Source organism: Streptomyces sp. NPDC008317, from assembly GCF_042955955.1.
Taxonomy (GTDB): Bacteria; Actinomycetota; Actinomycetes; order Streptomycetales; family Streptomycetaceae; genus Actinacidiphila.
Map to the genome: position 1 here is coordinate 658,010 of NZ_JBIBFQ010000004.1, position 12,496 is coordinate 670,505.

The 12,496-nt window shown below is 72.2% G+C and carries 15 protein-coding genes; 5 read left to right on the forward strand and 10 right to left on the reverse strand.

Annotated features, from left to right (window positions below; translation table 11 throughout):
• Positions 1–140 precede the first annotated feature (140 nt).
• The 4 genes from ACFY9V_RS16200 to sigE form a co-directional block, all read right to left on the reverse strand.
• Positions 141–755, reverse strand: coding sequence for a hypothetical protein (locus ACFY9V_RS16200; protein ID WP_391127398.1), 615 nt, complete (start codon positions 753–755; stop codon positions 141–143).
• A gap of 147 nt (positions 756–902) precedes the next feature.
• Positions 903–1,400 (reverse strand): sec-independent translocase, encoded by a 498-nt coding sequence (locus ACFY9V_RS16205; protein ID WP_355348180.1) that lies wholly within the window; start codon positions 1,398–1,400, stop codon positions 903–905.
• Positions 1,401–1,573: 173 nt separating this feature from the next.
• Positions 1,574–2,515: a zf-HC2 domain-containing protein gene (locus ACFY9V_RS16210; protein WP_355348183.1), complete on the reverse strand. Its 942-nt coding sequence runs from the start codon at positions 2,513–2,515 to the stop codon at positions 1,574–1,576.
• On the reverse strand, positions 2,512–3,279 hold the full coding sequence (gene sigE, locus ACFY9V_RS16215; protein WP_355348341.1) for an RNA polymerase sigma factor SigE: 768 nt from the start codon (positions 3,277–3,279) through the stop codon (positions 2,512–2,514). Before sigE ends, ACFY9V_RS16210 begins: the two co-directional genes overlap by 4 nt.
• A 212-nt stretch (positions 3,280–3,491) precedes the next feature.
• Here sigE and ACFY9V_RS16220 point away from each other — a divergent pair, with 212 nt between their 5' ends.
• Entirely contained in the window at positions 3,492–4,127 is a 636-nt protein-coding gene (locus ACFY9V_RS16220; protein WP_355348344.1) for an O-methyltransferase, read from the forward strand.
• An 86-nt stretch (positions 4,128–4,213) separates the two neighbouring features.
• On the opposite strand, the gene ACFY9V_RS16225 is transcribed toward ACFY9V_RS16220, so the two are convergent.
• Entirely contained in the window at positions 4,214–4,381 is a 168-nt protein-coding gene (locus ACFY9V_RS16225; RefSeq protein WP_069464762.1) for a DUF3117 domain-containing protein, read from the reverse strand.
• Positions 4,382–4,649: 268 nt separating this feature from the next.
• Here ACFY9V_RS16225 and ACFY9V_RS16230 point away from each other — a divergent pair, with 268 nt between their 5' ends.
• Positions 4,650–5,432 (forward strand): enoyl-CoA hydratase-related protein, encoded by a 783-nt coding sequence (locus tag ACFY9V_RS16230; RefSeq protein WP_355348187.1) that lies wholly within the window; start codon positions 4,650–4,652, stop codon positions 5,430–5,432.
• 97 nt (positions 5,433–5,529) lie between these two features.
• Here the strand turns inward: ACFY9V_RS16230 and ACFY9V_RS16235 are convergent, their stop codons facing one another.
• Together ACFY9V_RS16235 and ACFY9V_RS16240 are read right to left on the reverse strand one after the other, a co-directional pair.
• Positions 5,530–6,111 carry a DNA-3-methyladenine glycosylase I gene (locus tag ACFY9V_RS16235; protein WP_391161647.1) on the reverse strand — a complete coding sequence of 194 codons (582 nt, stop codon included), beginning with the start codon at positions 6,109–6,111 and terminating at the stop codon, positions 5,530–5,532.
• The gene (locus ACFY9V_RS16240; RefSeq protein ID WP_391161649.1) at positions 6,104–6,466 is read right to left on the reverse strand and encodes a DivIVA domain-containing protein; all 363 of its coding nucleotides are present in this window, start codon (positions 6,464–6,466) and stop codon (positions 6,104–6,106) included. The genes ACFY9V_RS16235 and ACFY9V_RS16240 overlap by 8 nt, the downstream gene beginning before the upstream one ends.
• A 128-nt stretch (positions 6,467–6,594) precedes the next feature.
• Here ACFY9V_RS16240 and folP point away from each other — a divergent pair, with 128 nt between their 5' ends.
• Positions 6,595–7,407: a dihydropteroate synthase gene (gene folP / locus ACFY9V_RS16245; RefSeq protein ID WP_355348347.1), complete on the forward strand. Its 813-nt coding sequence runs from the start codon at positions 6,595–6,597 to the stop codon at positions 7,405–7,407.
• A gap of 37 nt (positions 7,408–7,444) precedes the next feature.
• Here folP and ACFY9V_RS16250 read toward each other — a convergent pair whose 3' ends face one another.
• The 3 genes from ACFY9V_RS16250 to dapE all read right to left on the reverse strand — a co-directional run bounded on the left by ACFY9V_RS16250 (position 7,445) and on the right by dapE (position 10,591).
• Positions 7,445–8,266, reverse strand: coding sequence for a TIGR00730 family Rossman fold protein (locus ACFY9V_RS16250; RefSeq protein ID WP_391127380.1), 822 nt, complete (start codon positions 8,264–8,266; stop codon positions 7,445–7,447).
• Between the two features lie 16 nt (positions 8,267–8,282).
• Positions 8,283–9,368: an alpha/beta fold hydrolase gene (locus tag ACFY9V_RS16255; protein ID WP_391161650.1), complete on the reverse strand. Its 1,086-nt coding sequence runs from the start codon at positions 9,366–9,368 to the stop codon at positions 8,283–8,285.
• A gap of 155 nt (positions 9,369–9,523) precedes the next feature.
• Entirely contained in the window at positions 9,524–10,591 is a 1,068-nt protein-coding gene (gene dapE, locus ACFY9V_RS16260) for a succinyl-diaminopimelate desuccinylase (protein WP_391161651.1), read from the reverse strand.
• Between the two features lie 137 nt (positions 10,592–10,728).
• On the opposite strand from dapE, the gene ACFY9V_RS16265 reads away from it, so the two are divergent.
• Positions 10,729–11,673, forward strand: coding sequence for a heavy metal transporter (locus tag ACFY9V_RS16265; RefSeq protein ID WP_391161652.1), 945 nt, complete (start codon positions 10,729–10,731; stop codon positions 11,671–11,673).
• Positions 11,674–11,958: 285 nt separating this feature from the next.
• On the forward strand, positions 11,959–12,432 hold the full coding sequence (locus ACFY9V_RS16270) for an ATP-binding protein (RefSeq protein ID WP_355348208.1): 474 nt from the start codon (positions 11,959–11,961) through the stop codon (positions 12,430–12,432).
• The last annotated feature ends 64 nt before the right edge of the window (positions 12,433–12,496 follow it).

Sequence of the window (12,496 nt, forward strand, 5' to 3'; positions counted from 1 at the left end):
CTGTGGGCGCGCCGGGGGGGCGGGGGGGGCGCCCGGCCGCCCGCCCGCGGGGGGGGGGGGGGGGGGGGGTTGGGGCCCCCCCCCCCCCCCCGCCGTCCGCGGAGCGCCGCAAAGGTGCCTGGAAGCGCCCTGAGGGCGCCTCAGACCTCGTACAGGGTCACGTCCTTGACCACGGCCAGTCCGAGGCCGTACGCGCTCATGCCGCGGCCGTACGCGCCGAGGTGGACACCGCGGGCCGAGCCCGCCATGACCCAGCCGTACTCGGACTCGCGGTAGTGGAACGGCGTCGGGTCGCCGTCGACCGGAAGGGTCAGCGTCGACCAGCCGCTGCCCGCCAGGTCGTCGGCGAGTTCCCACGCGGTGGCGGTCTGCTGGTCGAGCCAGTCCTGGCGCAGGGCCCGGTCCATGGTGGTGGGCCAGGTGCAGGACAGCAGCCCGGACCCGGCGAGCCAGGCCGCGGAGGAGACCGAGGTCGCCTCCAGTACGCCGGTGCCGTCGGAGCTGCGCCGTCCGGGTCGGTTGGCGAGGGTGACGACCGCGGCGAACCGCAGCCCTTCCGCGTCCGCCGGAGCCGCCTTCAGCGAAGGCTCGTCACCATGCCCTATTGAGCCGTGCTCGACCGTGCCGTCCCCGCTCACGCCGACCGTGCCCAGCCAGCGCCGTCCGGTGAACGCCTCGTCCAGCCCGTACCAAGGGAAGTCGGCCATCAAGTAGCCGTCGACCGTCCCACGAGCACTGCCGGTCTTCGTCTCCATGCGGTGTTACGCCTCCTCCGTGCCCATCTGGGCGACTCGCCATCTTGCCCGACCCTGGGTGGGTTCGGGAGCCGAACCGGCTCACGGTGACGGCGAACACACGGACAATAGCCACCTGGAGGGGTGAAAAGGCGTGATCTGGTTGACTCAGGTCGCGTCGGAATCGAACGGCGGAGCCTCGCCGGGCTCCAGGCCGTCCTTCTTGCGGAGCCTGTCGGGGGTGGCCGAGGAGCCGCCGCCGGAGGTCGGTCCCGGCACGCCGGAGGACGAACCGGCCGCGCCGGACGAGCCGTTGGCGGCGGAGGCGGGCTCCACCCCGTTGACCGCGTCGGTGACCTCGGCCATCTCCTTGCGGAAGTCGAAGCCGTTGCGGATGTCCTTGAGGCCCAGCTCGTCCATGTCGCTGTCGCTCATCAGATTCTTCTTGATGAACGTCTTCGGATTGAGGTCCTCGAACTCGAAGTCCTTGAACTCCGGACCCAGCTCCCGCCGGATGTCTTCCTTGGCGCTGTCCGAGAACTCCCTGACCTTCCGGATGAAGTTCATGGTGTCCTGGATGACCTTCGGCAGCTTGTCGGGGCCGAAGACGAGGACGGCAAGGACCACGATCGCGACCAGCTCCAGCGGGCCTATGTCGAAGAACACCTTGCAGCTCCTTGGGACGTCCACAGCCGGGAAGGCAGGGTCCGGCGGACTTTACGGTACCTGTCCACGCGGGCGGTGCGGGAGTGGCTCCGGCTAACAGTACGTCGCCAGGGGGTAAAGGGTCAGCCCCCGAGCCCGCTCCGGTGACCGGCCGGAGACCGGCCGGTGGCCGGTCAGCGCCGTATCGCGGGGGCCTGGGGGCCGGGCGACACGGGGGAAGCGGCGGGCGTCACGAGCGGCAGGGCGCCGGGCGCCATCAGCGGCCGGGTCACCGAAACGGGTGTCACCGAGGTGACCGCGGCGGGCGCGCGGAGCATGCGCCGGTCCCCGGCGTCGAGCACGCCGCGCGGGGTGACCCCGCGGGTGTCCGGCACGGAGTTGGCGCTGAGCGGGCTGACCGCGGGGCCGTCGTCGGGGCGGGCGCCGCCGTCGACCGCGGCTTCCATGGGCAGGGCGCTGCCCAGGGCGATGGCCGCCATCGAGAAGGCGCCCGCGGCGGCGAAGGCGAACCGCCTGCCGCGGGAGGCCGCGGTGCCGGAGCCGCTGTGCGCGGGGGCCTCCGGCTGCTCCCGGTCCTCGGGGCGCCCGTCGGCCGCGGCGGCGCGGGTCAGCTCATGGATGCGGAAACCGCGACCGCCGGAGCCGCCGGGCACGAGGTCGCGGCCCGGTGTGAGGTACGAGAACTCCTCGCGGCGCCGTGAACCGCCGCCGCCGAACACGCCGGAGCCGAGCAGGCCGCCGTCGAAGGGGCCGCGCCGCTCCTGGTCCCGCCCGCCGGCGGCGCCGGGGCCGTGGCCCTCGTCGTCCCGGTCGCGCCAGTCACGCGTACGGTCGGCGTCCTCGGTCCCGTCGCCGGTCGGTGGTAGGCCGGGAAGGCCCTGGAGCCGGGCCAGCAGCCCGGCGGAGAGCATCGGCTGCTCGGAGGCCGCCACGACGCTCTTGAGACGCCGCTGCTCGCTGGCAGCGGCTTTGCACTGCGGACAGGTCACCAGATGGGCGAGCACCCGGTCCCGGGTGTCGTCGCCGAGCTCGCCGTCGACAAATGCGGCGAGCCGGTCGCCAAGGTGCTGCTCGGCAGGCGCTGCACGTTGTTCGCCTGAACCGCTACTGCTCACGTTCTCCCGCCCTCCTGGCCAGGTTTCTGTGTGGCGGCAGCGAGCGCGGGAGCCGGCCGGGCGCCGGGCGCCCGGTGTTCCAGAGCCTTGCGCAGGTGGGAGCGGCCACGGTGAATCCTGCTCCGCACCGTGCCCAGCTTCACACCCAGCGTCGCGGCGATCTCCTCGTACGACAGTCCCTCGATGTCGCAGAGCACCACGGCGGCGCGGAACTCCGGGGCGAGGGTGTCCAGCGCCTGCTGGACGTCCGCGTCGAAGTGCGTGTCGTTGAAGTGCTGCGCGGGGGACGGCTCGCGGCTGGGCAGCCGCTCGGCCGCGTCGTCCCCGAGGGCGTCGAAGCGGATCCGCTGGCGGCGGCGCACCATGTCCAGGAAGAGATTGGTCGTGATGCGGTGCAGCCAGCCCTCGAACGTGCCGGGCGTGTAGGTGGACAGGGAACGGAAGACCCGCACGAAGACCTCTTGGGTGAGGTCCTCCGCATCGTGCTGGTTGCCGGTCAGGCGGTACGCCAGCCGGTACACCCGGGCACTGTGGGTACTGACGATCTCCTCCCAAGAGGGAGGCGTCCACGCCTGAGCGTCCCCGTCGGTGGCGAACGTCGCGGTCGCGGGAGTGTTTTCGCGTGAACGGTCATCAGCAGTGTTGGTCACGGATTTCGGCTGTCCGGCGGACCGGAGAATACGCCTGAGCGTTCCTCCCTTGTCACCGGCCGCAGCCGCACCTCCCCTGTCGGCTCTGGTGGTGTCCAGTAGAGCCCCTACCATATCCACCTCGCCCGTTAGCTCCGGATAAGTGCGCTGTTGCCATTGACTTCCCAGGACTTCCACTCGGCGGGGAGAGCCGGGGCCTTCTCCCGCCGGTAGCCGTCCTTACGGATAACGCACAGTCCCATCAGCGGGTTCCCGCCCCCAGCGGATACAGTCGCCGGGCGGGCTGCACCTACGACAGGGATCGACCCGGGGACAGGGAGAGGGACATTACCGGCAACCGGCAGGCGAGCTGGGCGTTCGCCGACGCGTTCGTCGCCGAGGACGACGCCCTCATACGCGCCCGCGCCCGGTCCCACGCGGCCGGTCTGCGGCCCGTCTCGCCCGGCACCGGTGCGGCCCTGCGGCTGCTGGCCGCCACGGGGGACGCGAAGTCCGTCGTCGAGATCGGCACCGGCACCGGGGTCTCCGGCATCCACCTGCTGCGCGGCATGCGCCCCGACGGCATCCTGACCACCGTCGACACCGAGCCGGACCGCCTTCAGCTCGCGCGCGAGGCGTACCGCGAGGCCGGTTTCGCCGCCAACCGCTCCCGCGTCATCCCCGGCCTGGCCCTGGACGTGCTCCCCCGGCTCACCGACGGCGGCTACGACCTGGTCTTCTGCGACGCCGACCGGCTGGAGTACCTGGACTACCTCGACGAGGCGCTGCGGCTGCTGCGGATCGGCGGCCTGGTCTGCTTCGAGGGCGCCTTCGCCCGCGGGCGCGCGCTGGACGCCGCCCACCAGGACGCCGAGTCGGTGCGGCTGCGCGAGCTGATGCGCGCGGTCCGGGACAGCCCCCGGCTCTCCCCCGTCCTGCTGCCGACCGACGACGGTCTGCTGTGCGCGGTGCGCCGGAAGTGACGCGGCGGCGCGCGCAGGAAAACGACGGCGGCCCCGTACACGACATTCCGTGTACGGGGCCGCGACGATTTATGGGACCGCTGGTCTCAGGCGATGGCCTTCTTCAACGCGTCGCCGAGGGCATCCGCCTCGTCCGGGGTCAGCTCGACAACAAGCCGCCCGCCGCCCTCAAGCGGAACGCGCATGATGATGCTCCGCCCCTCCTTGGTCACCTCGAGCGGGCCGTCACCCGTCCGCGGCTTCATGGCCGCCATGCTCGTTCCCCTTCCTGAAACCAGCTCGGACTCGAACACATTGGTTCTCGGCCATTATCCCGCATCTATCGACCCGATGACCAACATCGGTCGCACTACGTTCAGCATGGGCCCTCCCCAAAACCGGCCAATTCGGCGAGTGGACAGTGATCGACCGGGTTCCCGAAGGGTATCGGTTCGGTCGGACGTTTGACGTACGTCACATGTCGGGGTGCCGTGAAGTCCGGCATTCTGGCCAGGACCGATGCCGCGACGAAGGGGTTCAGCCATGGCCGACAGCGTTCTGTACGAGGTGAGCGACGGGCTCGCGACCGTCACCTTCAACCGTCCCGAGGCGATGAACGCGCTCGACACGGACACGAAGAACACCCTGCGGGACGCCTTGCGGGAAGCGGCCGACGACACCGCGGTGCGGGCGGTGCTGCTCACCGCGACCGGGCGGGCCTTCTGCGTCGGACAGGACCTCAAGGAGCATCTGGCGACGCTGGCGGCGGGCGGCGGGCTCACGACGGTGGCCGAGCACTACAACCCGATCGTCACCGCGATCGCGACGATGCCCAAGCCGGTGGTGGCGGGGGTGAACGGGGTCGCCGCGGGCGCCGGGGCCGGGTTCGCCTTCGCCGCGGACTACCGGATCGTGGCGGACACCGCCGCCTTCAACACGTCCTTCGCCGGGGTGGCGCTCAGCGCGGACTCGGGTGTGTCGTGGACGCTGCCGCGGCTGGTCGGGCACAGCCGGGCCTCGGATCTCCTGCTCTTCCCGCGCTCGGTGGGGGCCGCGGAGGCGTACGACCTCGGGATCGCCAACCGGGTCGTGCCCGCCGCGGATCTTCCCGCCGAGGCCGTCGCCGTGGCCCGGCGGCTGGCCGAGGGGCCGACCGTCGCCTACGCCGCCATCAAGGCGTCCCTCGCCCACGGGGCCGCCCACTCCCTGCTCTCCACCCTCGCCAAGGAGGACGAGCTCCAGACCCTGGCCGGAGCCGCCGAGGACCACCGCATCGCGGTCAACGCCTTCGTGGCCAAGCAGCCTCCGCGCTACGTGGGCCGCTGACGCGGGACGCCCGTCGCCGCTCCGGCCGGTCCTCGATCGCCGGACGGGCCGAAGGGGGCGCGGGTCCGGCGCGACCTCCGGCCCGTCCGGACCGGCCCTAGCGGGCGGAGCAGTCGGCGAGGTGGTCGTTGACCAGGCCGCAGGCCTGCATCAGGGCGTAGGCGGTGGTGGGGCCGACGAAGCGGAAGCCGTGGGATTTGAGCGCCTTGGCGAGAGCCACCGACTCGGGGGTGGTGGCGGGCACGTCGGCGAGGCGGCGCGGCGCCGGGCGGGTCGCGGGGTCGGGCGCGAAGGACCAGATGAGGGCGTCGAGCCCGCCGTCGTAGCTGTCGCGCAGGACCTGCGCGGCCCGCGCGTTGGCGACGGAGGCGGCGATCTTCGCCCGGTTGCGGATGATCCCGGGATCGAGCAGCAGCCGCGCCTCGTCCTGCGCCGTGAAGCCCGCGACCGCGTCGATCTTGAAGCCGTCGAAGGCGGCCCTGAACCCCTCGCGGCGACGGAGGATCGTGATCCAGGACAGCCCGGACTGGAACGCCTCCAGGCAGGTCCGCTCGAACAGGGCGTCGTCCCCGTGCACGGGCCGCCCCCACTCGGTGTCGTGGTAGGCCACGTAATCCGGCGCGGACAGCCCCCAGGGGCAGCGCGCGAGTCCGTCGGGCCCGACGATCGTGTCACTCACCGGTGTCGTCCCGCGGCGTCTCGTCCTTGTCCAGGGACGGCGTCACGGGGGCGCCGACCGCGTCGGCCCGCGCCCCGGCCAGCACGGCCTCCAGGTCGGCGATCCTGGCGTCCCGCTCGGCGAGTTCCGCCCCGAGCCGGTCCAGCACCTCGTCGACGTCGAGCATGCGGTAGCCGCGTACGGCGATCGGCAGCCGGACGGCGTCGATGTCGGACCTGATGAGCGGGCGGTCGGCGGGCAGCCGGTCGTCGATCCGGTCGGGTTCGGAGTCCCGCAGGGTGCCGCCGTCACCGAGTACGGCCATCGCGACGGCGGCGACCACCGCGACCAGCGCGATGAGCATGAACCAGAACAACTCGATCTCCCGGGGTCCGGCCTACGTGTCAGGCACGATCGTGCCACGATCGCATGAGTCTGAGATGAGGAGCGGCAGTGGCACTTCGGTTGGGGACCCGCGAATTCGGCGAGCGGGAGCCGGTGATCATGGCGATCGTGAACCGTACGCCGGACTCGTTCTACGACCAGGGCGCCACCTTCACCGACGAACCCGCGCTGGAGCGGGTCGCGGGCGCCGTCGCGGAGGGCGCGGCGATCATCGACATCGGCGGGGTGAAGGCGGGCCCCGGCGAGGAGGTCTCGGCGGCGGAGGAGATCCGCCGCACGGTCGCCTTCGTGGCGGAGGTGCGCCGCCGCCACCCGGATGTGGTGATCAGCGTGGACACCTGGCGGCACGAGGTCGGCGAGGCGGTGTGCGAGGCGGGCGCCGACCTGCTGAACGACGCGTGGGGCGGGGTGGACCCGCGGCTGGCGGAGGTCGCGGCGCGGTACGGCGTGGGGCTGGTGTGCACGCACGCGGGCGGCGCGCAGCCGCGGACCCGGCCGCACCGGGTGGGGTACGAGGACGTGATGGCCGACATCCTGCGGGTGACGGTGGGGCTGGCCGAGCGGGCGGCGGCGCTGGGCGTGCCGCGTGACGGGATTCTGATCGACCCGGGTCACGACTTCGGCAAGAACACCCGGCACTCGCTGGAGGCGACCCGGCGGCTGCCGGAGATGACGGCGACGGGGTGGCCGGTGCTGGTCTCCCTGTCGAACAAGGACTTCGTCGGGGAGACGCTCGACCGGCCGGTCAAGGAGCGGCTGATCGGCACGCTGGCCACCACGGCGGTGTCGGCGTGGCTCGGGGCGCGGGTGTACCGCGTCCACGAGGTCGCCGAGACCCGTCAGGTGCTGGAGATGGTGGCCTCGATCGCGGGTCACCGCCCGCCCGCCGTGGCCCGCAGGGGCCTGGCCTAGGGGCCCGCTGGGCGGGGGCCAGAGGCCCTGCGAGGCCCTAGGCGCTCTCCTTCGTCACCCGCGCCACGGCCTCGTCCACGTCGTCCGTGACGTGGAACAGCTCCAGGTCGGCCTCGGACGCCTTGCCGCCCGCGACGAGCGTGGAGCGGATCCAGGAGACCAGGCCGCCCCAGTACTCGGTGCCGAAGAGCACGATCGGAAAACGGGTGACCTTCTTGGTCTGGACGAGGGTGAGCGCCTCGAAGAGTTCGTCGAGGGTGCCGAAGCCGCCGGGGAGCACGACGAATCCCCGCGCGTACTTCACAAACATCGTCTTTCGGACAAAGAAGTAGCGGAAGTTCACGCCGATGTCGACATAGGAGTTGAGGCCCTGCTCGAAGGGCAGCTCGATGCCGAGGCCGACCGAGATGCCGCCCGCTTCGAGCGCGCCCTTGTTGGCGGCCTCCATCGCGCCGGGGCCGCCGCCGGTGATGACGGCGAAACCGGCCTCGGTCAGGGCGCGGCCGATCCGTACGCCCGCCGCGTACTCACGGGAGTCCACCGGGGTGCGGGCGGAGCCGAAGACGCTGACGGCGGGGCCGAGTTCGGCCAGGGCGCCGAAGCCCTCGACGAATTCCGACTGGATCCGCATCACACGCCACGGGTCGCCGTGCACCCAGTCCGACTCTCCTCGACTGTCCAGCAACCGCTGATCGGTGGTCCCCGCCTGCACCTGGCCGCGCCGCCGTACGACAGGGCCCGTGTGCCGTTCCGGCCAGCCCTTGCCGGTCAGCACGGTCTCCGCCGCCTCGTTGGCCGCGGCAGCCGCCTCCTGCGCGTCCGGACTCTGCCCGGCCGCTCCCGTGTGTGAGTCAGTCATACGGGAAGCGTACGCATCAAGGTGCGGCGGACGGCGCCAATGGGACCGCCCGGGGCGCTTCGAGGCGGGCGCTGACCCAGGTGAAGGCCGCGGGGAACATTCCGCCCCAGGTCTTCCAGTTGTGCCCGCCGCGGTCGATCCGCAGCGTGCTGACCGAGGTGGGCGGCCGGACGGCGGCGGTGATCCAGTCGCCGAATTTCGGCGGGCTCTCCGGGTCCTGCTTGCTGGACTCGATGAGGATGTGCACGTCGGGGCGGGTGTTCTGGGCCAGCCACAGCGGCGAGCGGACACCGCGGGCGGACTCGGCCGGATTGTCCGGGGCCATCGCGGCGGCGGCCACGAACCGGTCGGGGTGTTCGAGCGCCATCCGCACCGCGCAGTAGCCGCCGGTGGATATGCCCATCACGGCCCAGCCGCGCGGCGCCGGGAGCGTACGGAAATTGTGCGCGATCGTCTGCGCCACGTCGTCGGTGAGCCAGGTGCCGACCTTGCTCTTGCCCGGCACGTCGGCGCAGCCGGTGTTGGCCCGGTCCGGGGTGATGGTGGGCAGCACGAGTATCGCGGGCTCGGCGCGGCCGGCGGTGATCTCGTCCTGCATGATCTGGCCGAGCCGCATGCCGCGCAGGAAGCTGTGCGGGGTGCCGGGGATGCCGTGCAGGACCTCTATGACGGGGAAGCGGGTGTGCGCGAACTCCTTCTTCTTGTACTGCGGCGGCGTCCAGACGATGACGTCGCCCTTCGTCCCGGACTTCCAGCCGCGCACGGTGGCCTTCTCGAAGCCTTGTGAGTACGAGGCGAATTTGACCCGGTAGTCGGGCTTGGTGGGGGTGGGCGTGGCGGTGGGGCCCGCGACGGACTTGCCGCCGCTGTTGGCGTTGCCGAGCAGGTCGTCCCAGGACGCGTAGAAGCCGTAGTCGTTGTTGACCGTGACCATCACCACGAAGATCGCGGTGACCTGACAGAGCACGATCATCCCGACGCGGGCGACGACCCGTACCGGCCGCGGGCCCCGTACCCGCGGCCAGAGCAGCACCGCGCCCGCCACCGCGGCCACCGCGACGACGAGGAGCAGTACGGCGAATCCTCTGCTGGTCAGTCCCACGACACGCCTCTTCCCCCAACCGATCCCTACGGCTCCGATCACACCATGCCGCGAGGGAAGACCGATGGGCACCCCTGTTCGGTTGCTCCGCCTTTCGCCGGATCAGTCGGACGAGTGAGGCGGGGCGGTCGCCGGGGCCGCGGGATCGGGCCCGGTCAGTCGGTGAGCCAGCCGCGCAGCCGCTCCTCGGCCTCCAGCACGGCGGCGACCGCGACGTGCTCCTCGCGGGCGTGGGCGAGCTTGGGGTCGCCGGGGCCGTAGTTCACCGCGGGCACGCCGAGCGCGGAGAAGCGGGCCACGTCGGTCCAGGCGTCCTTGGGGGCGGGTTCGGTGCCGATGGCGCGGACGAAGGCGGCGGCGGCCGGGTGCGCGAGGCCGGGCAGCGCGCCCGGCGCGCTGTCGGTGAGCACCACGGTGAAGCCGTCGAAGACCTCCTCGGCGTGCGCGAGCGCCTCGGCCTCGCTCCGGTCGGGCGCGAAGCGGAAGTTGACGGTCACCGCGCAGGAGTCGGGGATCACATTGCCCGCGTGGCCGCCCTCGACCCGCACCGCGTTCAGCCCCTCGCGGTACTCCAGGCCGTCGATGACGACCCGGCGGGGCTCGTACGCGGCGAGCCGGTCCAGGATCGGCGCGGCCTTGTGGATGGCGTTGTCCCCGAGCCAGCTCCGCGCCGAGTGCGCCCGGCGGCCGGTGGTCTCGACCCGGATCCGCAGGGTGCCCTGGCAGCCGCCCTCGACCTTGCCGTCGGTGGGCTCCATCAGCACCGCGAAGTCCCCGGCCAGCCACTCGGGGTGCCGCTCGACCAGCCGCTTGAGTCCGTTGAACTCGGCCGCGATCTCCTCGGCGTCGTAGAAGACGTAGGTCAGGTCGCGGTTCGGCGCGGTCAGGGTCGCCGCCAGCCGCAGCTGCACCGCCACGCCCGCCTTCATGTCCGAGGTGCCGCAGCCCCACAGCAGGCCGTTCTCGTCCAGCCGCGACGGCAGGTTGTCCGCGATCGGCACGGTGTCGATGTGGCCCGCGAGCACCACCCGCTCGGCGCGCCCGAGCCGGGTCCGCGCCACCACCGCGTCGCCGTCCCGGTCCACCGTCAGGTGCGGCAGCCCCCGCAGCGCCTCCTCCACCAGATCCGCCAGCGCCTTCTCCTGCTGGCTCACGGACGGCACGTCCACGAGTTGGGCGGTGAGCCGAGCGGCATCCTGGCTGAGGTCGAGTTCGCTGCGCATACGCCGAGCGTAGGGCCTCGGGCCCGGATGCCCCGAAGGCCCCGGCCGCCTGCCCCGTTCACGCGCACGGAGGAGAAAGCCGAAGACGGCGCCGTCGTAGGTCATTCGGGACCCGCCGCCTTCGGTACGCTCGGCGCGTGCCCAGCTCCCCCCCTCAGAAGCCCCCCAAGCGCAAGCGCCGGGGCCGCAGGATCGCCACAGCGGCCGTGGTGTTGCTGGGGCTCGCCACCTATGGCCTCTACCGCGCCGCGGAGGAGAACAAAGCGCCGGAAAGCGCGGACTGCACAGTGACGGCGGACGGCGACACGCTGGACATGAGCCCGTCGCAGGCGGCGAACGCGACGACGATCGCCGCCGTGGCCACCTCGCGCGGGCTGCCGGAAAGGGCGCTCACCATAGCCCTGGCCACGGCGTTGCAGGAGTCACGGCTGGACAATCTCGATCACGGCGACCGGGATTCGCTCGGACTGTTCCAGCAGCGCCCCTCGCAGGGCTGGGGCACCGCGCAGCAGGTCCAGGACCCGGTGTACTCGACGAACGCCTTCTTCGACGGCCTGGTGAAGATCGAGGGCTATTCGCGGCTGCCGCTGACCGTGGCGGCGCAGCGCGTGCAGAAGAGCGGCTTCCCCCAGGCGTACGCGAAGCACGAGGCGGACGCGACGCTGCTGTCGGCGGCGCTGTACGGCCGCAAGGCGGGCGCGCTGAGCTGTACGACGGGCTCGGACACGCCCTTCAGCGCGGGCGGCAAGCTGGGCAGTACGTCGCAGGTCACGGCCAGGCTGACGCGGGAGTTCGGCAGCCAGGTGAAGCCGGTGGCGGCCGACGAGCCGCGTACGGTCGCGGTGCCCGCCAGGCCCGCGGGCGGCGCGGCGGAGGGCGACGGCACCCGGCGCGGCTGGGAGCTGGCGCAGTGGGCGGTGGCGCACGCGCAGGACCTGAAGGTCGAGCAGGTGACCTTCGGCGGCCGGAAGTGGGCCGCGGCGCAGTCCGGCAAGGGCTGGCAGAAGCAGAAAGCGGGCGGCGCGCAGGGTTCCGCGGCCGTCAAGCCGGACGGATACGTACGGATCACCGTCGCGCAATAGTGCGCGCATTCACTCGGAAGTGCCCGCTCCCGCGGTCAAACGCGGGCTGCGGGAAAACCGCTCGACCGGATGGCAATTCCCTTGCCGCAGCAGGGATGTGACGTTTCATCAAAGTCATATGAGCTGTCCGCTATATCCGATCTGTCGGATTCCTATAATGCGACACATTGCCAACTCTTTACCTCGAACGACCGCAACCTTCGGGCTCCTTGAGCGGTAGTCACGACGTCCGCCCGGCGGACGCAATACGTCCCCTCACGGAGCCAACTCCGTAAAAGGAGCACCATGTCCCTCCCCCTGACCCGCCGCTTCGCCCAGGCCGCCCTGCTGATCGGCGCCGCCGCCGCGCCGCTGATCGGAGCGGGCGCCGCGCAGGCCGCCGCGCTGCCGCCGACGGACCTGGGCGGGCTGAGCAATCTGGACGGCGCCAATGTCGGCAACACGCTGGACAGCGCTTCCCAGCAGGCCACCGGGGTGGCCGGGCAGGCCGGTACCCAGGCGATGAAGACCACGCTCCCGGCCACCGGCCGCATCGTGGGCACCGCGAGCAGGACCGCCGCCCCGGCCGCGCAGAAGGCAGCGGGCGACGCCGCCGACTCCGCGGGCCGGATCGTGGGCCAGACCGCCGAGTCCGCCGGTGGCGTCGCCCCGCACACCGAGACGCTGCCGGTCTCCGCGCTTCCCAACACCGGCCAACTGCCGGCCGGCGCGCTGCCCACCACCGACATGCTGCCGCTCAAGGGCCTCCCCCTGGGCTGATCGCCGAACCGCACGCGCGCGGGGGCCGGGAGCGACCGCTCCCGGCCCCCGCGCGCGTCTGCCG